We start from the raw sequence: 22,816 nt of genomic DNA, 5'->3' as shown, positions 1-22,816 counted from the left end.
ATCTGACGCGGGATGGCCGAGCCGCCTGCGATGATCAGCTTGGGGTTATGCTCTTTCGCCAGCGCCTCGACCTGATCGTAATCGAGCATGTTGTCTTCTTTGCGGACGCCGTATTGCACCGCGTTGAACCACTTGCCCGACTGGTTCGGGCGGGCACCGTGGGTCAGGTGACCACCGGCGTCGAGGCTCATGCCCAGAATGGTGTCACCGGGCTGGATCAGCGCCTGGAACACACCCTGGTTGGCCTGGCTGCCCGAGTTCGGCTGCACGTTGGCGAAACCGCAACCAAACAGCTCTTTCGCACGGTCGATGGCCAGGTTTTCGGCGATGTCGACGAACTGGCAGCCGCCATAGTAACGGCGGCCGGGATAGCCTTCGGCATATTTGTTGGTCATCACCGAGCCCTGCGCCTCCATCACGGCGGCAGAGACGATGTTTTCCGACGCGATCAGCTCGATCTCGTCGCGCTGACGGCCCAGCTCGGACGTGATCGAGCCGAAAAGCTCAGGGTCACGGTCGGACAGGGACTGAGTGAAAAAACCGGTGTCACGGAGATTGGCGTTCATGATAGCTCCACATGTCTGGGGTATTGCTTGCGGATTTCCTATCGGAAACCTAACCAAGGCAACAGCGTTAAAGCGACGAATTGCACCGCGTGGGCGTCAACTCTGGCCTATTGGGGAAAGGTATGTTTGTTTCGGAACCAAATGTGCAGCACCGGAAACCGGAAAAAATGAAAAAGAGAATCGCTTTTCTCGCAAGCGAGGCTGTGGTCGCGCAATCAGCCCGCGAGGTCCTTGTTGCCAAATACGGAAACGCCGCGCCGCGTGATGCGGATGTGGTGGTGGCGCTGGGTGGCGATGGGTTCATGCTGCGCACGCTCAAGAACATGCAACACCTCGATGCGCCGGTATACGGGATGAACCGCGGAACCATCGGGTTCTTGATGAACACATATTCTGACACTGATCTTTTGGAACGTCTCGATGACGCCGAGGAGGAGGTCATCAATCCTCTGGCCATGCGCGCTATGGATCAATCCGGGAAACTGCATGAGGCGCTGGCGATCAATGAGGTGTCACTGTTGCGCGCAGGTCCGCAAGCGGCGCGTCTGAAGATCAGCGTGGATGGCCGCGAAAGGATGGGAGAGCTCGTCTGTGATGGCGCGCTTCTGTCTACGCCTGCAGGATCGACAGCATACAATTACTCGGCCCACGGCCCGATTCTGCCGATCGGGGCGGATGTGCTTGCCCTGACTGCGATTGCCGCGTTTCGGCCCCGTCGGTGGCGCGGGGCCTTGCTGCCCAAAACCGCGAAAGTTCGCATAGACGTGCTGGATGCCGAGAAACGCCCGGTGATGGCTGACGCCGATTCGATCTCCTTTCCGGACATCGATTGGGTCGAAATCTGCTCGGAATCCGAAATCACCCATCGCATTCTTTTCGACCCCGGACATGGCCTTGAAGAGCGCCTGATTTCTGAACAATTCACTTAGAATTTCGTCAGTTTTGAAAAATAGTTTTTCCTTGTGTGAACAAGTTCACATGCGAGTGAGCATGCAATAGGTAATGTGATCTTGCCTGGAGAACACGCTTAGGTGGGAGTGAGTGGCCACCGAATGGCGTTTTCGACATACTTGCGCATTTTTTGCGCTGGCGAGGGTGGGTGGTGCCACGCTCGTTATTTGAAATCTGGGCATATTTAAGCAAGTGGACCCCGGGCACAAAAACCCGGGGTCAATTTTTTTGGGGATCAGCCGGAGTGGGACATTTGTTCCCAAAGGGGTTTGCACATCTGCCCGACTCGCGCCTCGATTGCTGCCGCTGCATTGACTGCCAGATCTTCACGCCAGCGCTGCGCGGCGATCTGAACATTGATGGGCTGCGGGCCACTTGGTAGATTTGCCAGTCGCGCCGGCACGCAGGCGGCGGGCAGGCCAAGGAAATTCATCGCATAGGAATAGACTGCGCAGCCCAGAACCTCATGCACGCCTTCGGCCCCTTCGGTGTCGCGGTCCGGCTTGAAAAAGGGTTGAGGCAGGAAGGGGGACAGGACCAGAGGGTAATCTTCAAGGAAGAGGGACCATTCGCGGGCATAGTGGCTGCGTTTGGCGAGCATTTGCAGCAGCTCGGTTTCGACAATGGGTGGGAATTCCTGAAAATAGACGTCAAAGATATCGCGGATGGTTTGGGAACCGACCGCCTGGATATCGGATTTCAGAAGGGTCAGCACCTCGCCCATCAATGTGCGGTATCCGATGCGGCCGCATTCGAATACATCAGGGGGATCAATCTCGACCACCTGATAGCCCGCATCAACCAGCGCATCGCGCGCAGTGTCCAGCGCCTTTTCGACCTCTGGGTGAAGGGCGTACCCGAATGTTTTCTTGGTAAAGGCCACTTTGATCGGAGTGTCCAAAGCCTCACCCCGCCATGGCAGGGGTACATGAAACGGGTCTCGGGGGTCTGGGGCGATCAGGCTGGGCATCGACAGGGACAGGTCGGCTGCGGACCGGGTGATCAGGCCTTGAACGGACATGGATTGGGCGAGTATTCCACGCTCGGCCGTTTGGCTGGGGTTCCAGGCGGGGACGCGACCAAGGCCGGGTTTGACGGTCACCGCCCCGTTGGCGGCAGCCGGAAACCTGAGGCTTCCGCCAATGTCATTTCCATGCGCCAAAGCGCCAATCCCGGCCATGACGGCCGCACCCGCGCCGCCCGACGACCCTCCGGCCGAGATATGCCGACCCCAGGGGTTATGCGTGCGCCCGTAAAGCGGATTGTCGGTGTCGGCGCGGAAGGAAAACTCGGGCGTGTTGGTCCGGCCGATCACGATGGCGCCTGCGTTTTGAAGATTTGACACAACCGGCGCGTCATCGGGGGCGATGACATCTTTGAGCGCTACAACCCCGTTAGTCGTGGCGTGGCCCTTTTGATCGACATTGATCTTGATGGTGACCGGCACCCCATGCAGCGGCCCGGTCGGTGCCCCAGCTGCCCGCGCCTGATCTAAGGCGCGCGAGCGTTGCAAGGCCTGCTGGCTCAGATCCTCGACCACAGCATTCAGGTCGGGATTGACGGCGTTCATGCGAGAGATGGAGGAGGCAACGGCGTCCTCTGCACTCAGGTCACCGTTGCGGGTCAGGGTGGTCAGCTCAGTGGCGCTGAGTTGCCAGATTTTGCTTTGAGTCATGGGCCCTCACTGTCTTGGCAAGACAGTAAGGGGCCTGTTTCAGGTTGCAAGAGGTGGCGGCGGGTTACTGAGCGTAGCCAATCGTCTGCAACGCGTCCTTGATTTCGCCCAGGATGGCGGGGTCGTCGATGGTCGCGGGCATCTTGTATTCTTTGCCATCGGCAATCGACACCATGGTGCCCCGCAGGATCTTGCCCGAGCGGGTCTTGGGCAGGCGGTCCACCACCACAGCCAGCTTAAAGGCAGCCACAGGGCCGATTTTGTCTCGGACCATCTTGACGACTTCGTTCGACACCTCGGTATGGTCGCGGTCGGCACCGGTATTCAGGCACAGGAAGCCCACCGGCATCTGGCCTTTCAACTGGTCCGACACACCGATCACCGCGCACTCGGCCACGTCGGGATGGGCGGCCAGAACTTCTTCCATCCCGCCGGTTGACAGTCGGTGGCCCGCGACGTTGATCACGTCATCGGTGCGCGCCATGATATAAAGGTAACCGTCCTCGTCGATCATGCCCGCATCGCCGGTCTCATAGTAGCCGGGGAATTGGTTCAGATACGAGCTTTTGAACCGCTCTTCAGCGTTCCACAGCGTCGGCAAAGTACCCGGAGGCAGTGGCAGCTTAACCGCAATCGCGCCCAGCTCGCCCGGTTTCAGCGGATGGCCGCCTTCGTCGAGGATCTGAACGTCATAGCCTGGCATCGGCTTGGCCGGAGATCCCAGTTTGATGGGCAGTTCCTCGATCCCCAGCGGGTTGCCTGCAATGGCCCAACCGGTCTCAGTCTGCCACCAGTGGTCGATGATCGGAACGTTCAGCGCATCCTGCGCCCAGGTGATCGTATCGGGGTCGGCGCGTTCACCTGCGAGATACATGGCGCGCAGACCGGACAGGTCGTATTCGCCAATCAGATCGCCCTTGGGGTCTTCACGCTTGACGGCGCGGATCGCGGTGGGGGCGGTGAAGAAACTGCGCACGTTATGCTCGGAGATCACCCGCCAGAAGGTGCCAGCGTCGGGGGTGCCGACAGGTTTGCCTTCGAACACGATGGTGGTGTTGCCATGGATCAGCGGGGCGTAACAGATGTACGAGTGCCCAACGACCCAACCCACATCCGAAGCCGCCCAGAACACATCGCCCGGATCGACATTGTAGATGTTCTTCATCGACCAGTTCAGCGCGACCAGATGCCCGGCGGTCGGACGCACAACGCCCTTGGGCGCCCCCGTGGTGCCCGAGGTATAGAGGATATAGGCCGGATGATTGCCTGCGACCGGCACACATTCGGCAGGCTCGACACCGTATTGAAAGCCATGCCAGTTGAAATCGCGTCCTTCGATCAGCTGGGCCACTTCTTGTTCGCGCTGGAAGATGACGCAGAAGTCGGGCTTGTGGCTGGCCAGGTCGATGGCACCGTCCAGCAGAGGTTTATAGTGAACCACGCGGCCGGGCTCCAACCCGCAGGAGGCGGCGATGATGGCTTTGGGCTTGGCGTCGTCGATCCGTACAGCCAGTTCGTTGCTGGCAAAGCCGCCGAACACCACTGAATGCACGGCACCCAGACGGGCACAGGCCAGCATCGCCTCGAGCGCTTCGGGGATCATCGGCATGTAGATGATGACGCGGTCGCCCTTTTCAATGCCTTTTGCGCGCAGCGCACCGGCCAACGTCGCCACCCGGTTCCGCAGCTCGACATACGAGATTTCGCGTTTGGTTTGGGTGATCGGGCTGTCGTAGATGATGGCTGTCTGTTCCCCACGCCCGTTTTCAACGTGACGATCAACGGCGTTCCAGCAGGTGTTGACCTGCGCATCGCTGAACCATTCATACAGAGGGGCATTGTCGGCAAAAAGGGCTTTGCTGGGGGCCGAGACCCAATCAATGCCTTTGGCGGCGTCCATCCAGAACGCCTCGGGGTCGTTTTTCCAGCCATCGTAAACGTCTTGATATGCCATCAGGCCCTCCTCCCAAAATCACTGAGATTGTTGTTAGGCAGCGAAAGGGCAGCGGGCAAGCGGCGCGAGTGACGGCGCGTCAGTTTATCGCAAAATATTTGCAGGATGGGTGAAAATCGTCTGCAAACTTTTGCAAACTGTTTTGTAATATGGAATTTTGCTGACTGGCTTTGAATTTTTGCAAATCTGCAAACTCGCGAGTGCAAAGGTAACAGGCCGAGTCGGTCAGCCAGACACACTATAGGTGCCTGGCGTTGGACACTTTGAACTAGCCGTAGTGGGCCACAGGTGTGCCTGCGATTGCAGCCATGTTCAGCAGCCCCCTCGAAGTGATTGAAGGGGTCACGATATGTGCTTTGTTGCCCATCCCCATCAGGATCGGGCCAACTTCAATTCCGTCGGCTTTCATCTTCAAAATATTTCGCACGCCGCTTGCAGCATCTGCATGCGCGAAGATCAGGACATTCGCGGCACCCTCAAGACGTGAGGCCGGGAAAATACGCTCGCGTAGTTCGGGGCTGAGGGCCGTGTCCAGATTCATCTCGCCTTCATAGGTGAAATCGCGCGGTTCGCTGTCCAGAATCGCCATTGCCTCTCGCAGTCGCTTGCCCGAGCCTTCGGCCTGGTTGCCGAATTGCGACTGCGAGCAGAAGGCAATCTTGGGCTCAAGCCCGAAACGCCGCACGTGGCGGGCTGCGCCCAGCGTGATTTCGGCCAGTTCCGCCGGATTGGGCAATTGTCGAACGTGGGTGTCGGCGATGAACAGCGGGCCGTCTTCCAGGATCATCAGCGACAAAGCACCGTGCGGGTGCAGGTCGGGGGTGCCCAGAACCTGTTCGACATAATTCAGGTGCCAGCGATATTCGCCAAACGTGCCGCAGATCATGCTGTCGGCCTCGCCACGCTGTACCATGATAGCGCCGATGGCTGTGGTATTCGTACGCATGATCGCCTTGGCCAGATCAGGGGTGACGCCCCGGCGCTGCATGATCTGGTGGTACGAGTTCCAATAGTCGTAGTAGCGCGGATCGTTTTCCGGGTTCACGATCTGCAGATCCTTGCCGGGACGGACGACCAGACCCAGACGCTCACAACGGGCCTCGATTACTTCGGGGCGGCCGATCAGGATCGGAGTTTCGGTTGTCTCCTCAAGGATGGCCTGCGCGGCGCGCAATACACGTTCATCCTCACCTTCGGCGAAGACGATCCGACGGCTTGAGGCTGCAGCGGCCTCAAACACGGGGCGCATCAGCAGGGCAGACTTGAAGACGGTCTGGTTCAGCTTTTCCTTATAGACCTCAAGATCGTCGATCGGACGTTTCGCAACGCCGCTGTCCATTGCGGCTTTGGCGACCGCCGAAGAAACGATTCCCACGAGGCGGGGATCAAAGGGTTTAGGGATCAGGTAGTCCGGGCCAAAGGTCAGCTGTTCACCCTTGTAGGCAGCGGCGGCTTCGGCGCTGGTGGTGACGCGGGCCAGTTCGGCAATACCTTCGACACAGGCGATCTGCATCTCGTCATTGATCTCGGTTGCGCCGACATCCAGCGCGCCCCGGAAGATGAACGGGAAACACAGCACGTTATTGACCTGATTGGGAAAATCGCTACGTCCGGTTGCGATGATCGCATCCGGAGCGACCTCACGCGCGGCTTGGGGCAGGATCTCGGGCGTTGGGTTGGCCAGAGCGAAGATGATCGGGCGGTCAGCCATTTTCTCGACCATCTCGGGCGTCAGAACATTCGGTCCGCTCAGGCCCAGAAACAAATCGGCACCGTCAATCACATCGTCCAGGGTGCGAAGGTCGGATTTCTGCGCGAACTGATCCTTGTGCGGGTTCATGTCCTCGGCGCGACCCTCGTAAACCAGTCCGTGGATATCGCACAGCCAGATATTCTCGCGTTTGACGCCAAGTTTGACCAGCATGTTGAGGCAGGCGATCCCGGCCGCTCCACCACCGGTCGAAACGATTTTAATGTCCTCGAACTTTTTGCCGGCGACGTGCAGTGCGTTGCGGGCGGCGGCCCCGACAACAATGGCAGTTCCGTGCTGATCGTCGTGAAAAACGGGGATGTTCATGCGCTCGCGACACAGCTTTTCGACGATGAAACAATCGGGGGCTTTGATGTCCTCAAGGTTGATCGCGCCAAAGGTCGGTTCCAGCGCGCAGACGACATCTGCCAGTTTTTCGGGGTCGGGTTGGTCGACCTCGATATCAAAGCAATCGATCCCGGCGAATTTCTTGAACAGGACGGCCTTGCCCTCCATCACCGGCTTCGAGGCCAGCGCACCGATATTGCCCAGACCCAGAACAGCCGTTCCGTTTGACACCACGGCCACAAGATTGCCGCGTGCGGTATAATGCTCTGCGTTCGCGGGGTCGGCCTTGATTTCAAGACTGGCCTCGGCCACGCCCGGCGAATAGGCGCGGGCCAGATCGCGACCGTTTGCCATGGGTTTTGTGGCCTTGATTTCAAGCTTCCCGGGCTTGGGATGGGCGTGATAGTCAAGCGCGGCCTGCCGCAAGCTGGGTGTGTCAGACATCGGCGGTAAAGCTCCCCTGCAAAATTTGATTTAGCCTTAAACTATTTCTTCGGGCTTGGCTACGCTGCGTCAGGAATTAGGCGAAGGCTGGCCGCAAAGGGCCCTTTGCTTGATTAATCGTCACAAAATATTTACATACCGGCAATTCGCGCGATCTGATCCAGGACCCAAAAATGTCCAATGACCTAAAAATCTCATCCTCCGAGGTGTTCACCCCATCGCGGTTTCGGTTTGGAACGGATCGGTTCTGGTTTTGGATGGCATTGGGTGCCGCCGCTTTGGTTTTGGTGGTCGTCGCTATGTTTCCTTTGCAGGCTGCGGCTTTTAACCAGGAAGGCGGGCTGATCGAGACGATCTCGGCCGCAGGGCTGTTTACCGCCGGGGTTGTCGCCTTGGTAAAGTACCGGGGCCTTACGCAACTCTACATCGGCGTCGGGTGCCTGCTGCTGGCCGAGCGTGAGCTTGAGGCGGAGATCTACGCCGAAGGCAGCTTGCCTTTTGCGGTGCTGAACGGATTGGATGGTCTGTTGGATATGACACTGGTGCGTGTCGCCCTGGCGGTCGTCGTTCTTGGGGGCGTACTATGGCATGGCATTCCCAACGCGTGGCGGGCGGTCAGGGTTCAGGCGCCTTTCCTTGCGATCTTCGTGCTGGCCGGATTGGCCGCAGTTGTGGCGCAGGGGCTCGAAGAAATCTTGGGCCTGTATCAGGCTACGATGTCTTTGGTCATGAAGGCGCGGCTTTTTGTTCTGGAAGAAACGCTCGAGATGTATTTTTCGGTTGGCATTCTGGCGTCGGTTCTGATCGGATGGCCGAAGGAACCGACTGACGAGAGCTTGCATGACCCAGACAGCGCACGCGGCGAACACCCGCGCTGAAATCCGTTTGCCGACGCAGGAATTGCGCGACGATATTCCGTTTTATACCAAGGTGTTGGGGATGCAGATGGACATGATCTATCCTGCTGACGATCCCCGGGTTGCCGTGTTTTCCGGCCATGGCCTAAGGGTCCGTGTCGAAAAGGACGCGCCTGAGGCCCCCGGCACCCTACGTATTCTGACCGAAAACCCCGAGGGTTTTGCCAATGGCGACCGGGTTCTGGTTGCACCGAATGGCACGCGTATCGAAATCGAGGACGTCGACCCCCCACTGGTGATGCCTGAAACGGTGCATTCCTTTGTGGTGCGCAGGCTCAAGGATCAGGCACCGTGGATCATCGGACGGGCCGGGATGCACTATCGCGATCTTGTGCCGGATCGTTTGGGCGGGTCCATCATTGCCAGCCATATCCGCATCCCAGATGGCGGCCCTGTGCCGGATATGGTGCATTTCCACAAGGTCGGGTTCCAGCTGATCTTCTGCATCCATGGCTGGGTCGATGTCGTCTACGAGGACCAGGGCGACAAGTTGCGCCTGACCGCAGGGGATTGCTTTATTCAACCGCCGGAAATCCGCCACCGCGTTCTGGAAGCCTCGGACAATGTGCAGGTGATCGAGATCGGCGTGCCAGCTGAACATGTCACCGAGATTGACCACGAGATGGAACTGCCGACGCCGCATCTACGTCCCGACCGGGAATGGCAGGGGCAACGCTTTGTCTACAATCAGGCGAAAGATGCGGATTGGGTGCCGTTCCGACTGCCGGGTTATATCTGCCGCGATACTACGATTGCCGAGAACACCAAAGGCGTTGCCGGTGTTCAGGTCATCCGGCGCGGGCAGGGCGAACCGGTTTGGGCCAGCCACGACACCGACATCCATTTCACCTTTGTCATGACCGGAGAGGTCACTCTGGAAGGCGAAGGCCGTGACCCCTATCAACTGGAGCAGGGGGATGCCTTTGTGATACCACCGGGGATGCGCACGCGCTTGTCGCAGCCCTCTGACGATGTCGAACTGCTCGAAGTGACCTTGCCGGGGGTGTTCAAGACGGTGCTGGAATAAATGCGCGGCGGGGCTTCTATTCGCCCCTCGTTTTCCGGTAGGGTCTAAATTTCTGACCAACTGATCAAAAATGGGGAATCGCCATGTCGCTTAAAGATGCTGCCTTGAAGGTCCGCGAAAACGCCCATGCACCCTATTCGAATTTCAAGGTCGGCGCGGCGATCCTGTCGGGGTCGGGGACGCTCTATGTTGGATGCAACGTAGAGAACGTGGCCTATCCCGAGGGCACCTGTGCCGAGGCAGGCGCAATTGCCGCCATGGTCGCCTCGGGTGAAACCGAGCTGGCCGAGGTCTATGTCGTTGCCCAAAGCCCGCAGCCCGTGCCGCCTTGTGGTGGCTGCCGTCAGAAACTGGCCGAGTTCGGTGCGCGGGAGGTAAAGGTCACCTTGGCGACAACCGACGGCGCCGAGTTGGAAACCACGATCGGACAGCTTTTGCCCGGCGCATTTGACGCCTCGCATATGCAGGACAGCTGATCGCATGGATGCCCGTTCGATCATCGTCAAACTGCGCCGCAGCGAAGTGCCCACCGGGTCAGAGCTTGCGTGGTTTGCCCAAGGTCTGGCCGATGGCAGCGTCAGTGACGCGCAGGCCGGGGCCTTTGCGATGGCCGTCTGCATGGGCGGGCTGGGCGCGCAGGGTCGTGCCGACCTGACTGTCGCGATGCGAGACAGTGGTGACGTGCTACGCTGGGATTTGGATGGCCCGGTGATCGACAAACACTCTACAGGCGGTGTAGGCGATTGCGTCAGCCTGATTCTGGCTCCGGCTCTGGCCGAATGTGGGGCCTATGTGCCCATGATCTCGGGCCGTGGGTTGGGCCACACGGGCGGGACGCTGGACAAGCTTGAGGCGATTCCGGGCGTCACTACTCAGATCGGGCAAGAGCGTCTGGCGCAGGTATTGCGCGACACCGGGGCTGCGATTGTCGGCGCGACGGGGCAGATCGCGCCTGCGGACAAGCGTCTCTATGCGGTGCGGGATGTGACGGCGACGGTGGAAAGCCTCGATCTGATCACGGCCTCGATCCTGTCCAAGAAACTGGCGGCAAGTCCTGATGCGCTGGTGCTGGATGTCAAAACCGGCAGTGGCGCGTTCATGAAAACTATGGAAGACGCGCGCGAACTGGCTCAGGCGCTGACCGCAACTGCGAATGCAGCAGGGTGTCGAACCTCGGCCGTTATTACCGATATGAACCAACCTCTGGCCTCGGCGCTGGGCAACGCGTTGGAGGTGGCCGAGGTCATGAAGGTCCTGACCGAAGGGGGGACGTCTCCTCTGGCCGAAATCTCTGCCGAGTTGGGCGGGGTGTTGCTGGTGGATGCGGGTATCTCTGAAACAGTGGATCAAGGCCGTGCCAAAATCGCCGAGATCATCCGGGACGGCCGCGCCGCTGAACGGTTTGGTCGCATGATGGCCGCTGTCGGAGGGCCAGTGCAATTTGTTGATACGTGGTCGCGGTTCCTGCCCGAAGCCAGCGTGATCACCGAGGTTCCATCTCCGCGTGATGGATACATCACGGCCATTGACGGTGAGGCTTTGGGGCTTGCCGTGGTCGCTCTTGGCGGTGGACGTCAGGTGGAAAGCGATGTGATCGACCCGGCGGTAGGCCTGTCAAACATGGTACGGCTGGGCGAGCGGGTCACCAAAGGCGCGCCTTTGGCCGCTGTTCACGCGGCGCGCGAGGACGCGGCAGGTCAGGCGACCCACTGCGTATTGGCGGCGATCACAATCGGCGATGCCCCGGTTGCCGTGCCCGATCTGGTTCATGAAAGGATCACGGCATGAGCCGCGCCTTTCTCGTCGTGATGGACTCCGTCGGTATCGGCGGGGCACCTGATGCAGGCGCGTTCTTCAACGGCGAGGTGCCTGACACCGGGGCCAACACACTGGCCCACATCGCGCAAGCCTGCGCCGAGGGGCTGGCTGAGGACGGGCGCAGCGGCCCGCTGACACTGCCTCATCTGGATGCGCTGGGTCTGGGTGCAGCAACGCGTCTGGCCTCGGGCGATGCTACGCCGGGGCTGGCGGCTCAACCAACTGGCCTGTGGGGATGCGCACGGGAACTGTCGCCGGGCAAGGATACGCCTTCGGGCCATTGGGAACTGGCGGGGCTGCCCGTGCCGTGGGACTGGCACTATTTTCCCGACACACAGCCCGCATTTCCAACCGATCTGAGCCAAGCAGCAGCGCAAGCTGCGGGGACCGAGGGTATTTTGGGCAATTGCCACGCCTCGGGCACCTCCATCATTGCCGAGCTTGGGGCCGAGCATATGCGCACCGGCTGGCCGATCTGCTACACGTCCGCCGACAGCGTGTTCCAGATCGCCGCGCATGAGGAGAGCTTTGGTCTGGACCGTCTTTTGGACATGTGCAAAGCGCTTGCGCCGCATCTGCACAAGATGAAGGTGGGCCGTGTCATCGCGCGGCCCTTCGTCGGCTCGTCTGACGAGGGGTTCACCCGTACAACGAACCGCAAGGATTTTGCCATCTTGCCGCCCGCGCCCGTGCTGACGAACTGGGTTCAGGACGCAGGCCGCCCCGTGCACGCCGTTGGCAAGATCGGAGACATCTTCTCGATGCAGGGCATCGACACGCTGCGTAAAGGCTCGGACGCCGAATTGATGGCGCATCTATCCGACCTGGTCGATCAGGCCGAGGATGGCAGCCTGAGTTTTGCCAATTTTGTCGAGTTCGACAGCCTCTATGGTCATCGTCGCGACATTAGCGGCTATGCTCGTGCGTTGGAATGGTTCGACCGGGAAATCGGAGCCATCCTGCCTAAGCTGCGCCCGGATGACATGCTGGTATTGACGGCGGATCACGGCAATGACCCCAGTTGGATCGGCACCGACCACACCCGCGAACAAGTGCCGGTTTTGGTAGCCGGGCGAGGTTCAGGCCAGCTTGGCCAAATCCATTTCGCCGATGTTGCCGCCAGCATCGCCCATCACCTGAACGTGCCGGCGCAGGGGCCGGGAAAGAGCTTTCTATGAGTGTCGCAGACCTTCCGAAAATCGAATTGCACCTGCACCATGAGGGCGCTGCACCGCCCGCATTCATCCGGCAGTTGGCGCATGAAAAACGCATCGATCTGAGCGGCATCTTCAAACCCGATGGTGGCTATGATTTCCGCGACTTTGCCCATTTCCTCAGCGTCTATGAGGCCGCGTGCGAAGTCCTGAAATCGCCCGAGGATTTCCGACGCCTGACCCTGGCGATCCTTGAGGAAAGCGCTGCCAATGGGGTGGTGTATTCCGAGACCTTTCTCAGCCCTGATTTCTGTGGGGGTGGCGATCTACAAGCGTGGCGCGACTATCTGAGCGCCATTCAGGATGCCGCAGATGAGGCCGAGCGCAAGTTCGACATCACTCTGCGCGGCGTGGTCACTTGCGTTCGACATTTCGGCCCGGATCAGGCCAAGATCAGCGCCCGGTGCGCCGCGGAAACCGCAGGCGATTGGATCACCGGTTTCGGCATGGGCGGAAATGAATCCATCGGCACTCAGGGCGATTTCAAATGGGCCTTCGATTGCGCCCGCGAATCCGGTTTGCGCCTGACCACCCATGCAGGTGAGTTCGGTGGTCCAGAAAGCGTGCGCGACGCGGTCCGTGACCTGGGTGTTGAACGCATAGGCCACGGCGTGCGCGCCATTGAAGACCCCGATCTGGTGCATGAAGTGGTCGATCGGGATGTCACGCTTGAGGTCTGTCCGGGATCAAACGTGGTTCTGGGTCTCTACCCTGATTTCGCCACGCATCCGATTGCGCGATTGCGCGACGCCGGGGTGAAAGTCACCGTTTCCACGGATGACCCGCCATTTTTCCATACCACAATGCGGCGTGAATATGAGATGTTGCAGGCAGCCTTTGATTGGGGTGCCGAAGACTTTGCGGCCCTGAATGAAACGGCTCTGAACGCCGCCTTTTGCGATGAAGACACCCGTGCGCGGGTCAAGAAAAGACTGGAGAACACATGAGCGAACACCTGACCGTCGTTGACCACCCGCTGGTGCAGCACAAACTGACGCTCATGCGGGACAAGGGGACCTCGACCGCCGAATTCCGCCAGCTGCTGCGGGAAATCACCCTGTTGCTGGCTTATGAGGTGACGCGCGAGCTTAAGCTGACCACTCGCCATATCGAAACTCCGATGGAGGAGATGGACGCGCCCATTCTGGCTGGCAAGAAGCTGGCGCTGGTCTCGATCCTGCGCGCCGGGAACGGGATGCTGGACGGGGTGCTGGAACTGATCCCCTCGGCCCGTGTGGGGTTTGTTGGGCTGTACCGCGACGAAGAAACGCTGAAACCCGTTCAGTATTATTTCAAAGCGCCCGAGGGACTGAAAGACCGATTAGTCATTGCCGTAGACCCGATGCTGGCCACCGGCAACAGCTCGGCCGCGGCGATTGATCTGCTGAAAGAGGCGGGCGCGACCGAGATCCTGTTCCTCTGCCTGCTGGCGGCACCAGAAGGGGTTGCCCGCATGAAAGAGGCCCACCCGGACGTGCATATCGTCACTGCCGCGCTGGATCGTGAGCTGAACTCGAAAGGCTATATCATGCCCGGCCTCGGCGATGCCGGAGACCGTATGTTCGGCACCAAATAAGCCCGATCACTCGCTGCAGATGTTTTGAAGCTGGACCCAATCGCGGTCCGGCAACACCTGTTCCAGCGTGCGTCCGGCCATTGGGTCGGCCTCGATCAGGCCCAGAACCGTTTCCCCTGTCACGTCCCGCGCATAGGCATATGGGGTCGAGGGCAGGGCGGCCTGAGCAAAAACCGCCAGCAGCGCCTCATCTGTCAGAGACGGACGGGGTTCCGACAGAACTTGTTCGGTATAGCTGTCGACGATTTCGGGCGTCAGGCCTCCGGTCGTCAGCAGGCGAAAGGCCGATGCGGTTCCGGTTCGGTCCAGAATATCACCCAACGGGTCTTGAGCCGCGATACGGGCGCGCTCGGCGATGATGAAGCCAGCGGCTACGGCAGGATCTTCATGATCCTCGACCAAAGCCCGGTTCAACAAGACCGTCCCGCCCGGCAGGCTGAGGCTGTCTTGCACCCCGGCGGGAAGGATGATGATCTGTCGCACGCCCGTGCGCCTGGCCAGACGATCCAAGGAGGCCTGCGCATCGCGTGAGGCACAGGCCCGCCCCGAAACCCGCTCGATTCGTTGCAGAATCTCGTCGCCGATGTCCTGCCGTTTGACCTCGGGCACGACCGAGACCACGTGGTTTTGCAGCGCCCCCGGCAACCACAGCAGCAAAACGGCGAGAACAGCGGCGACAACGCCGGCAACGCTGAACCAGCGCAACCGGCCGGGATGCGGGCGCGCGCGGTCGATGGCGCGTTGCAGCCGGTCGATAGCCTCAAGCATGGTCTTTTCGCTTTCGGCCAGTTCCAGCGTTTCGTCCGGGTCGCCGTCGGGGTTGAAAATCGCAGGGAAACTGCCCGGATTTTGACGCTCCAACGCGGCCAGAGACCAGTGCGTCAGCGCCCGGTCATTGAAATCTGAGATCGTCAGGGTCGCCTCACCGATTGAGACCACAACCTCGCGCCGCTGTTCATCGGGCGAGGAGCGCCACAGACCGGTGGCTTCGATCCGCTGATATTGTTTCAGGGCCGTCATTTGGATTGGGCTGCTCGTGTTTTTCTTTTGCCAAAGCATAGCATGTGGAAATCGCGGGGCGCAAACCTGTTGCGCAGGCTTTCAGAAATATGCTGGATGGCACAAGCGCTGTTGCGCGCATCTAACCCGAGGCAGAACATGCAACCAGGCAAAGAAACGCTCCCCTTTTTGGCTTCGGTGCTGATGGTCACTGCAATGGCCATTCTTGGCGTGATCGACAACGTGGTGATCCTGCTGGCCGAAACCATCGGGCTGTGGCAGTTCCATCTCAGCCGTGCCGTTCTGATGTTGCCTCTGATCATCGGGCTGTCGCTGTTGGGTTTGGGAAGTCTGCGGCCAAAACGGCTGCGGTTTGTCCTGCTGCGCAGTGTTCTGATCGCGACGGGCATGCTGTTCTATTTCGCCTCGTTGGCGTTGATGCCGATTGCGCAGGCCTTGGCCGGGCTGTTCACCTCACCGATGTTCGTGCTGTTGATCTCGGCGCTGGGGCTGAAACAAGTCATCGGACCATGGCGCATCGGCGCGGTTCTACTGGGGTTTGTGGGCATCCTGTGCGTGTTGCAACCCAACCCGACCGAGTTCGATGTCAGGACCTTTTTGCCGGTTGTCGGAGGATTCTTCTACGCGCTCAGCGTGATCGTCACGCGGACCTATTGCTCGGACGAAAGCACGGTCGCCCTTTTGGGCAACAACATGCTGGTTCTGGGCGTTGCCGGGGCCATCGGCCTGATCGTTTTCACGGCCTTTCCCGCGTCCGGACCTGATGGTCCCGAGGGTTTTGTGACCCGTGGTCTGGTCCTCGATATGCGCGCAGCCTTGCCGTGGGTCGCGGTGCAGGCGGTCGGGTCCACTGTGGCCGTTTTCATGATGATCAAGGCCTATCAGGTCGGAGAGCCCTCATTCGTTGCCGTGTTCGAATATTCGGTCATGATCTTCGGTCCCCTTTTCGCCTGGGTTGCCCTTGGACAGACGATCGGAGTGATTCAGATCATTGGCATCGGCCTGATCGCAACAGCCGGCGCGGTTCTGGGCTGGAGGGCCAGGCGCGCGGCCCCTGAGCCGGAGGTTGCATGATCATCTCTCGTGGCCGTCGCTATGTGTTCGTACATATGCCCAAGACGGGAGGGACCTCACTGGCGTTGGCACTGGAACAGCGGGCCATGAAGGATGACATCCTGATCGGAGACACACCCAAGGCCCTGAAACGGCGGCGGCGCGCCAAGGAATTGACCGCGCGGGGGAGGCTGCACAAACACGCGACGCTTGCGGATATCGACGGGGTGTTGCCGGAGGGCGCGCTTGAGGGGATGTTTGCCTTCACGCTGGTCCGCAATCCGTGGGACCGCATGGTCAGCTACTATCACTGGCTGCAATCTCAGAGCTTCGCGCATGAGGCCGTCACCCTGTCGCAGCAATTGGCGTTTGAGGCGTTTGTTCTCCACCCAACCATTCGTCGCTCGTTTCAGGACCACCCGGCGCGGCGCTATATGACCCGCGCGGATGGGGTCGAACAGTGCCAGCTGTTCATCCGACTGGAACGGTTCGAACAGGACGCGCTGCCTCTGTTTCATCATCTGGGGTTTGAGGTTCAATTGCCCCTTGTGAACGCCTCGGACCGACGGGCAGATTATCGTGGGTATTTTTCCGACAGGTCGGCCCAATCCGTGGCGGATGCCTGTGCAGAAGACATCCAGAGATTCGGCTATAATTTTGACACGACGTCCGGTCCATAGTTTCCGATAAGGCAATAAATCTGCTCTGGTATTGCTGTCTGTTGCGAAGATTTCCTCATTTCAGCTCAAATTGGGCGTAAATGCGGCCAAACTAAGACGGATAGCCGCTGTTTCTGCTATCTCTTGAGATGTGAGTATTTGTGCCAAAAGGGGGTTCGGCACGTGTTGGAAGTAATGAGTTTTTCGGATGTTTCCGAGTATGATGACGATGTTGATCTGCCAATTGCGCTGGACGCAGTGTCATCGCGTAGGGGCGGGTTCCTGCACGGAACCAAAATCGCGACAACCAGTGGATGGAAGCTGATCGAACGTATCGCCGCCGGTGATCTGGTTCGAACACTGGATCATGGCTTCAAAGAGGTGCGCAGGGTCTCGACCAGTTGGGTCAATATCCCAGCAAGCGAGAGGCGATCAGCCTATCTGCCTATCTTTGTGCCTGCGCGGGCGGCGTATAACGGACGGGCGGTCTGGTTGATGCCGGAACAGGGCGTCGCGCTGGATCGCGGCAAACTGGACCTGACGGATCAGGGCGTTGCCGTGGTGCCTGCGCGGGTTCTGGATGGGGCCTGTCGGTTGTCTTCGCAGTCTCCGGGATCGTCGTTCGAGGTCACAACCCTGTTCTTCGATCGCGACGAGGTGATCTATATCGAGGGCGGTTTGCAGGCCTATTGCCCTTCGGGTCGTTTCAGCCGCACGTCTGGTCAGGGAAAACAATACACGGTGGCCGACGAAGATGCCGCGACCGCACTGGTCGATGCGCTTTCCGTAAGTGGTGAGATTTCGGCCCTTGCAAATCCATTGGGTGCTTTGCCTGCGCCGATCCCGACCGATCCGATTTTCCCGATCCGCCCCGCGGCGGGTATTCGCAGGCCCGGACGACCGGGCCGACCAAACGCGCCGGTTCTGTTTCTCCGGCCTGAATGGCAAACCGCTCCGGCTGTTCAGTAAGGAAGACGCAGGCGCAAGGGGAGTTGCGCCTGCGTCGTTGTTTTACGCGGCTTTGGCGTCCGGGTTGAACCGGCCATAGAAGCTCTGACCTTTTTCGGCCATTTCACGCAGCAGCGGCGGGCAGGCGAAACGCTCGCCATAGGCCTCGGCCAGTTGATCGCAACGCTCGGCCGCGTAGGGCGTGCCGATGATATCCAGCCAGCTGAGCGGACCACCAGACCAAGGCGCAAAGCCCCAACCCAGGATCGCGCCCACGTCACCTTCGCGGATGTCTTCCAGAACGCCTTCTTCCAGCGCACGGACCGCTTCCAGAACCTGTGCGAACATCAGACGTTCCTGCACTTCGATCAGGTCAGGCTGCTCGGCGGCCAGAGGGTATTTGTCTTGCAGACCCTTCCAGTACTCGACGCGCTTGCCCTTTTCGTCATAGTCGAAAAAGCCTGCATTGGCCTTGCGACCCAGACGGCCCTGCTCCTCCATCCAGAAGATCAGATCGTCCGAGGAGCTTTCGGGATAGGCATTGCCCATGGCCGCCTTGGTCGCGCGTGCAATCTTGGCACCCAGATCAATCGAGGTCTCGTCGGTCAGCTGGATCGGCCCCACCGGGAAGCCCAGCTGACGCGCCGCGTTGTCGATCAGGATCGGGCTGACGCCCTCGGTGATCATGCGCGCACCTTCGTTGATGTAGGGGATGATGCAGCGGTTGGCGTAGAAGAAGCGCGCATCATTGACCACAATCGGCGTCTTCCGGATCTGGCGCACATAGTCCAGCGCCTTGGCGACGGCGCGATCACCAGTTTCCTTGCCCTTGATGATCTCGACCAGGAACATCTTCTCAACCGGTGAGAAGAAGTGGATGCCGATAAACTGCTCGGGCCGCACGGAGGCCTTCGCCAGATCGGTGATCGGCAATGTCGATGTGTTCGAGGCAAAGATGCAGTCCTCGGGGATGATCGCCTCGACCTTCTTGGTCATCTCGGCCTTGACGCCAATGTCTTCGAACACGGCTTCGATGATCAGGTCGCAGCCTTTCAGATGCTCCAGATCAGGGGTCGCGGTGATACGGGCCAGCAGGGCCTCTTTCTTTTCAGCCGTGACTTTGCCGCGCTTGATGCCTTTGTCCATATAGCTTTCGGAATAGGCCTTGCCCTTGTCGGCAGCAGCCTGATCACGGTCGACCAGAACAACCTCCATCCCGGCCTGCGCCGAGACCAGCGCGATACCTGCACCCATCATGCCAGCGCCAAGAACGCCGACCTTTTTGACGCGTTGATCGGCCACATCTTTGGGGCGAACCGCGCCTTTCTCCAACGCTTCCTTGTTCAGGAATAGCGACCGGATCATGGCCGAGGACGAGGGGTTCATCAGGACGTTGGTGAACCAGCGCGCCTCGATCTTCAGGGCGGTGTCAAAGTCGACCAGCGCACCTTCGTAGATTGAGCTCAGCAGCGCTTTGGCCGCCGGGAAGGCGCCTTGGGTCTTGCCGTGTACCATCGCGCTTGCGCCGACAAAGGTCATGAAACCAGCGGGATGATAGGGCGCGCCGCCGGGCATTTTATAGCCCTTCGCGTCCCACGGTTTGACCAGATCGGCATCCTTGGCGTTCAGAACCCATTCCTTGGCGGCTGCAACCGGATCATCCGCCACTGCGTCGATCAACTGCGCGCCCTTGGCCTTTGCCGGGTCCATCATCTTGCCTTCCAGCAGGACCGGAGCCGCCGCCATCGCACCAACCATACGGCTATAGCGCATGGTGCCGCCGCCGCCGGGGAAGATGCCCAGCAGAATCTCGGGCAGGCCGATTTTGGCCTTGGCATTCGAGGTCATGACACGGTGATGACAGGCCAAAGCGATCTCGGTCCCGATCCCGGCGCATGTGCCGTTGATCGCGCAGGCAATCGGCTTACCGCCTTTCTTGGTCTTCGGGTCCATACCCGCCAGTTCCATCTTGCGCAGAATGTGGTGGCCGCCCATGACGAAGTCGAACAGCGCCTGCGCCGGTTCATCACCGGCCTCCTGACGGATGGTGGCGAGGGTATTCAGATCCATGCCGCCTGCAAACGAGCCCTCTTTGCCCGAGGTGATGACGATCCCTTTGATCTCATCATCGTTCAGGGCCTGATCGATCAGCTGGCTGACCTCCTGAAAGGCCTCGCGGGTCAGCACGTTCATGGATTTGCCCTGGGCATCCCAGGTCACAATGGCGACGCCGTCTGCGTCTTTGGTCAGAGTGAAATCAGTCATTGTCATCTCCAATCTGGTCAGCCGTCAGCGGGCTGCCGTCTTTCCGGGTGAAAGAGAATCCGTTCTCATCATCCTTCACCATCATGTCTATGTCGCTGTAGTAGCCGGTCTCGGTCGGGGTCCGTGTGCCCACCACCAGAAAGGTCGCGGGCGCATCGGTCTTGTTCACAAGGTGATGGCCGTTGGCCTCACCGGCTGGCCAAGCGGCGCAGTCACCAGGCAGCATCTCATGCTCACCATCGTCTTCGATCAGCACGCATGTGCCGCTGAGCATGATGGCAAACTCGTCCTGTTGTATGTGGTAGTGGCGCAACGAGGACATCCCCGCAGGTTCCAACCGCACGATGTTGACCCCGTATTGGGTCAGGCCGCCCGCATCCCCGATCCTCTGAACGAAACGACCCGCAGTCGCCTCGGCCAGCTTGCCCGGATAAGACGAGCCACCCTTGAACGGGATCTGAGAGAGATCCAGCTTGGGCATCAGACCCGCTCGATAATGGTTGCTGCACCCATGCCGGACGCAATGCAGAGCGTCGCCAGACCGGTTTCCTTGTCCTGACGCTCAAGCTCATCCAGCAGTGTGCCGATGATCATCGCGCCAGTTGCGCCCAGCGGGTGACCCATCGCGATCGAGCCGCCGTTGACGTTTACCAAGGCCGGATCGACATCGAACGCCTGCTGGAAGCGCAGCACGACCGAAGCGAAGGCTTCGTTCACTTCGAACAGGTCCAGATCGCTGATCTTCATGCCGTTGTCGGCAAGGATCTTCTCGGTCACGGGAACCGGACCGGTCAGCATGATGGTCGGGTCGGTGCCGATCTTCGCGGTCGCTTTGATGCGGGCACGCGGCTTGAGGCCGTACTTTTCACCAAATTCCTTGTTGCCGATCAGTACCGCGGCCGATCCGTCCACGATGCCCGAGCTGTTGCCCGCGTGGTGGATGTGGTTGATCCGCTCAAGATGCGGATATTTGATCATCGCCACCTTGTCGAAGCCCGGCATCTGCTCACCCATCATCTGGAAGGACGGGTTCAGGGCGCCGAGGCTCTGCATGTCGGTGCTGGGGCGCATGTATTCATCGCGGTCCAGAATGGTCAGGCCGTTCTGATCCTTGATGGTGATGACCGACTTTTCAAACCGGTTGTCTTCCCAGGCTGCAGCCGCGCGTTTCTGAGATTCCACGGCCAGTGCGTCGGCATCGTCGCGGCTGAAACCATATTCTGTCGCGATAATATCGGCCGAGATGCCCTGCGGCACGAAATAAGTGTCCATTGCCAGCGTCGGGTCTACGGCAATTGCCGCGCCGTCACTGCCCATGGCCACGCGGCCCATCATCTCAACGCCGCCGGCGATGTAGGCTTCGCCCGCGCCGCCTTTGACCTGGTTTGCGGCCAGGTTCACGGCTTCCATGCCCGAGGCACAGAACCGGTTGATCGCCAGACCGGGGATCGACTGGTCGAGGTCAGAGGCCAGAACCGCCGAGCGCGCCAGACAGCCTCCTTGTTCCATCACCTGCGTGACGTTGCCCCAGATCACATCCTCAACGGCGTGGCCTTCGAGGTTGTTGCGTTCCTTGATTGCGTTCAGGGTCAAGGCGGACAGGCGCACTGAGGTTACCTCGTGCAGGCTGCCATCCTTACGGCCCTTGCCGCGCGGGGTGCGCAGGGCGTCATAAATGTAAGCTTCGGTCATGGGTCTTCTCCTTAAGCTCGATCCGACGGGTTGCCGGGCATCAGGTCATAGGGGTGTTTCCAGCCGGGCTGCTCGGACAGGCGTTGCAGCCAGGCGTCGATATTGGGCCAGTCGGCGCGGTCAAAGCCGAATGGTTCGGGATAGTAGAGGTATCCGCAGCAGCTGAGATCAGCGTTGGTCACGCCATCCCCAACAATCCAGTCGCGGCCCTCAAGGTGGGTATTCAGAACATCATAGGCCGCTTTCAGACGGCCTTGGTTGAAGGCAATCACATCGGCATTGCGATGTTCTTCCGGCAGGAAGTTCATCAGAAACCGCGTCATGCCAGCCATCGAGCTGAGCTTGTGGTTGTCCCACAGGACCCAGCGAAGGATCTCGTAATTCTCTTCCCGCGTCTTGCCGCCGAACTTGCCGGATTTTTCGGTGACATAAGCCTGGATTGCACCAGATTGGGAGGTTTTGAAATCACCGTCGATCAGGAAGGGCGCTTCGCCCATTGCGTTGACGTCCGAGCGGAACTCGGGGCTGCGGGTAACACCTTTGAAGAAATCGACAAAAACCGGCTTCCACTCAAGGCCGGACATTTCCAGCGCCAGAGCGGCCTTGTAAGAATTTCCACTTTCACCGAAGCAGTGCAGTTTTATGGTCATGCGGTCGCCCCTCCCGTGGCGTTTTTTGCATTGTCATCCCAAGCTTTTCGGCCATGGTGCCTAGCGCTTGCGTGCTTCCAACTCGGAATTGAAGAGGCGCAACCGATGGGTCAGGTTGTCTTCGTCAATGACGCTGTTGAAGTTCTCGAACAGAAAAGACAGCGCTTCGCCTTCATCCAACCCGGACTCGCGGGCGAAGCCGCGGAGTTTGCGATAGCCGTCCTCGGTCATGGCGACCGGGAAACGGCGGGTCAGGCGAAAGCGTTTGGGCATTCTGTCTCCTCCGAAT

Annotated in this window: 21 protein-coding genes; 11 read left to right on the top strand and 10 right to left on the bottom strand. The window is 59.8% G+C overall.

The window, feature by feature from the left end:
- A partial coding sequence (locus AC2FD8_RS05440) for a PLP-dependent aminotransferase family protein (protein ID WP_496854405.1) occupies window positions 1-566 on the bottom strand: 566 nt, incomplete at its 3' end.
- A gap of 167 nt (window positions 567-733) precedes the next feature.
- Here AC2FD8_RS05440 and AC2FD8_RS05435 point away from each other — a divergent pair.
- Entirely contained in the window at window positions 734-1,495 is a 762-nt protein-coding gene (locus tag AC2FD8_RS05435; RefSeq protein WP_496854404.1) for an NAD kinase, read from the top strand.
- A 257-nt stretch (window positions 1,496-1,752) separates the two neighbouring features.
- Here the strand turns inward: AC2FD8_RS05435 and AC2FD8_RS05430 are convergent, their stop codons facing one another.
- From AC2FD8_RS05430 to AC2FD8_RS05420, 3 genes are all read right to left on the bottom strand, one after another.
- Window positions 1,753-3,192 (bottom strand): amidase family protein, encoded by a 1,440-nt coding sequence (locus AC2FD8_RS05430; protein WP_496854403.1) that lies wholly within the window; start codon window positions 3,190-3,192, stop codon window positions 1,753-1,755.
- Between the two features lie 64 nt (window positions 3,193-3,256).
- Window positions 3,257-5,146: a propionate-CoA ligase PrpE gene (prpE, locus tag AC2FD8_RS05425; protein WP_496854402.1), complete on the bottom strand. Its 1,890-nt coding sequence runs from the start codon at window positions 5,144-5,146 to the stop codon at window positions 3,257-3,259.
- Between the two features lie 268 nt (window positions 5,147-5,414).
- A complete protein-coding gene (locus tag AC2FD8_RS05420; RefSeq protein ID WP_496854401.1) occupies window positions 5,415-7,688 on the bottom strand; it encodes an NADP-dependent malic enzyme in 2,274 nt (757 codons plus the stop codon).
- Between the two features lie 173 nt (window positions 7,689-7,861).
- Here AC2FD8_RS05420 and AC2FD8_RS05415 point away from each other — a divergent pair, with 173 nt between their 5' ends.
- The 7 genes from AC2FD8_RS05415 to upp all read left to right on the top strand — a co-directional run bounded on the left by AC2FD8_RS05415 (window position 7,862) and on the right by upp (window position 14,240).
- Window positions 7,862-8,566: a hypothetical protein gene (locus AC2FD8_RS05415; protein ID WP_496854400.1), complete on the top strand. Its 705-nt coding sequence runs from the start codon at window positions 7,862-7,864 to the stop codon at window positions 8,564-8,566.
- Entirely contained in the window at window positions 8,529-9,632 is a 1,104-nt protein-coding gene (locus AC2FD8_RS05410) for a cupin domain-containing protein (protein WP_496854399.1), read from the top strand. Before AC2FD8_RS05415 ends, AC2FD8_RS05410 begins: the two co-directional genes overlap by 38 nt.
- A gap of 83 nt (window positions 9,633-9,715) precedes the next feature.
- Window positions 9,716-10,108 (top strand): cytidine deaminase, encoded by a 393-nt coding sequence (locus tag AC2FD8_RS05405; protein ID WP_496854398.1) that lies wholly within the window; start codon window positions 9,716-9,718, stop codon window positions 10,106-10,108.
- 4 nt (window positions 10,109-10,112) lie between these two features.
- Window positions 10,113-11,420 (top strand): thymidine phosphorylase, encoded by a 1,308-nt coding sequence (locus tag AC2FD8_RS05400; RefSeq protein WP_496854397.1) that lies wholly within the window; start codon window positions 10,113-10,115, stop codon window positions 11,418-11,420.
- Complete coding sequence (locus AC2FD8_RS05395; RefSeq protein ID WP_496854396.1) at window positions 11,417-12,628, top strand: phosphopentomutase; 1,212 nt, start codon at window positions 11,417-11,419, stop codon at window positions 12,626-12,628. Before AC2FD8_RS05400 ends, AC2FD8_RS05395 begins: the two co-directional genes overlap by 4 nt.
- Window positions 12,625-13,611 (top strand): adenosine deaminase, encoded by a 987-nt coding sequence (locus AC2FD8_RS05390; RefSeq protein ID WP_496854395.1) that lies wholly within the window; start codon window positions 12,625-12,627, stop codon window positions 13,609-13,611. The genes AC2FD8_RS05395 and AC2FD8_RS05390 overlap by 4 nt, the downstream gene beginning before the upstream one ends.
- Entirely contained in the window at window positions 13,608-14,240 is a 633-nt protein-coding gene (gene upp, locus AC2FD8_RS05385) for a uracil phosphoribosyltransferase (RefSeq protein WP_170374268.1), read from the top strand. Before AC2FD8_RS05390 ends, upp begins: the two co-directional genes overlap by 4 nt.
- Window positions 14,241-14,246: 6 nt before the next feature.
- Here upp and AC2FD8_RS05380 read toward each other — a convergent pair whose 3' ends face one another.
- Complete coding sequence (locus AC2FD8_RS05380; protein ID WP_496854394.1) at window positions 14,247-15,260, bottom strand: hypothetical protein; 1,014 nt, start codon at window positions 15,258-15,260, stop codon at window positions 14,247-14,249.
- 138 nt (window positions 15,261-15,398) lie between these two features.
- On the opposite strand from AC2FD8_RS05380, the gene AC2FD8_RS05375 reads away from it, so the two are divergent.
- The 3 genes from AC2FD8_RS05375 (at window position 15,399) to AC2FD8_RS05365 (ending at window position 17,941) form a co-directional block, all read left to right on the top strand.
- Window positions 15,399-16,334 carry a DMT family transporter gene (locus AC2FD8_RS05375; RefSeq protein WP_496854393.1) on the top strand — a complete coding sequence of 312 codons (936 nt, stop codon included), beginning with the start codon at window positions 15,399-15,401 and terminating at the stop codon, window positions 16,332-16,334.
- Window positions 16,331-16,993, top strand: coding sequence for a sulfotransferase family 2 domain-containing protein (locus AC2FD8_RS05370; RefSeq protein WP_496854392.1), 663 nt, complete (start codon window positions 16,331-16,333; stop codon window positions 16,991-16,993). The genes AC2FD8_RS05375 and AC2FD8_RS05370 overlap by 4 nt, the downstream gene beginning before the upstream one ends.
- A gap of 174 nt (window positions 16,994-17,167) precedes the next feature.
- On the top strand, window positions 17,168-17,941 hold the full coding sequence (locus AC2FD8_RS05365; RefSeq protein WP_496854391.1) for a Hint domain-containing protein: 774 nt from the start codon (window positions 17,168-17,170) through the stop codon (window positions 17,939-17,941).
- A 42-nt stretch (window positions 17,942-17,983) separates the two neighbouring features.
- Here the strand turns inward: AC2FD8_RS05365 and AC2FD8_RS05360 are convergent, their stop codons facing one another.
- The 5 genes from AC2FD8_RS05360 to AC2FD8_RS05340 are packed head-to-tail and all read right to left on the bottom strand — an operon-like array spanning window position 17,984 to window position 22,800.
- Window positions 17,984-20,185, bottom strand: coding sequence for a 3-hydroxyacyl-CoA dehydrogenase NAD-binding domain-containing protein (locus tag AC2FD8_RS05360; RefSeq protein WP_496854390.1), 2,202 nt, complete (start codon window positions 20,183-20,185; stop codon window positions 17,984-17,986).
- Window positions 20,178-20,666 carry a cupin domain-containing protein gene (locus tag AC2FD8_RS05355; protein WP_496854389.1) on the bottom strand — a complete coding sequence of 163 codons (489 nt, stop codon included), beginning with the start codon at window positions 20,664-20,666 and terminating at the stop codon, window positions 20,178-20,180. Before AC2FD8_RS05355 ends, AC2FD8_RS05360 begins: the two co-directional genes overlap by 8 nt.
- Complete coding sequence (locus AC2FD8_RS05350; RefSeq protein ID WP_496854388.1) at window positions 20,666-21,877, bottom strand: acetyl-CoA C-acetyltransferase; 1,212 nt, start codon at window positions 21,875-21,877, stop codon at window positions 20,666-20,668. The genes AC2FD8_RS05355 and AC2FD8_RS05350 overlap by 1 nt, the downstream gene beginning before the upstream one ends.
- A gap of 11 nt (window positions 21,878-21,888) precedes the next feature.
- Window positions 21,889-22,527, bottom strand: coding sequence for a glutathione S-transferase family protein (locus AC2FD8_RS05345; protein ID WP_496854387.1), 639 nt, complete (start codon window positions 22,525-22,527; stop codon window positions 21,889-21,891).
- Window positions 22,528-22,587: 60 nt separating this feature from the next.
- The gene (locus AC2FD8_RS05340; RefSeq protein WP_496854386.1) at window positions 22,588-22,800 is read right to left on the bottom strand and encodes a hypothetical protein; all 213 of its coding nucleotides are present in this window, start codon (window positions 22,798-22,800) and stop codon (window positions 22,588-22,590) included.
- Window positions 22,801-22,816: the final 16 nt, after the last annotated feature.

This window comes from Ruegeria sp. YTSC192, from assembly GCF_059609705.1.
The sequence above is the reverse complement of the archived record's forward strand: the minus strand, read 5'-3'. Positions and strand labels throughout refer to the sequence as shown.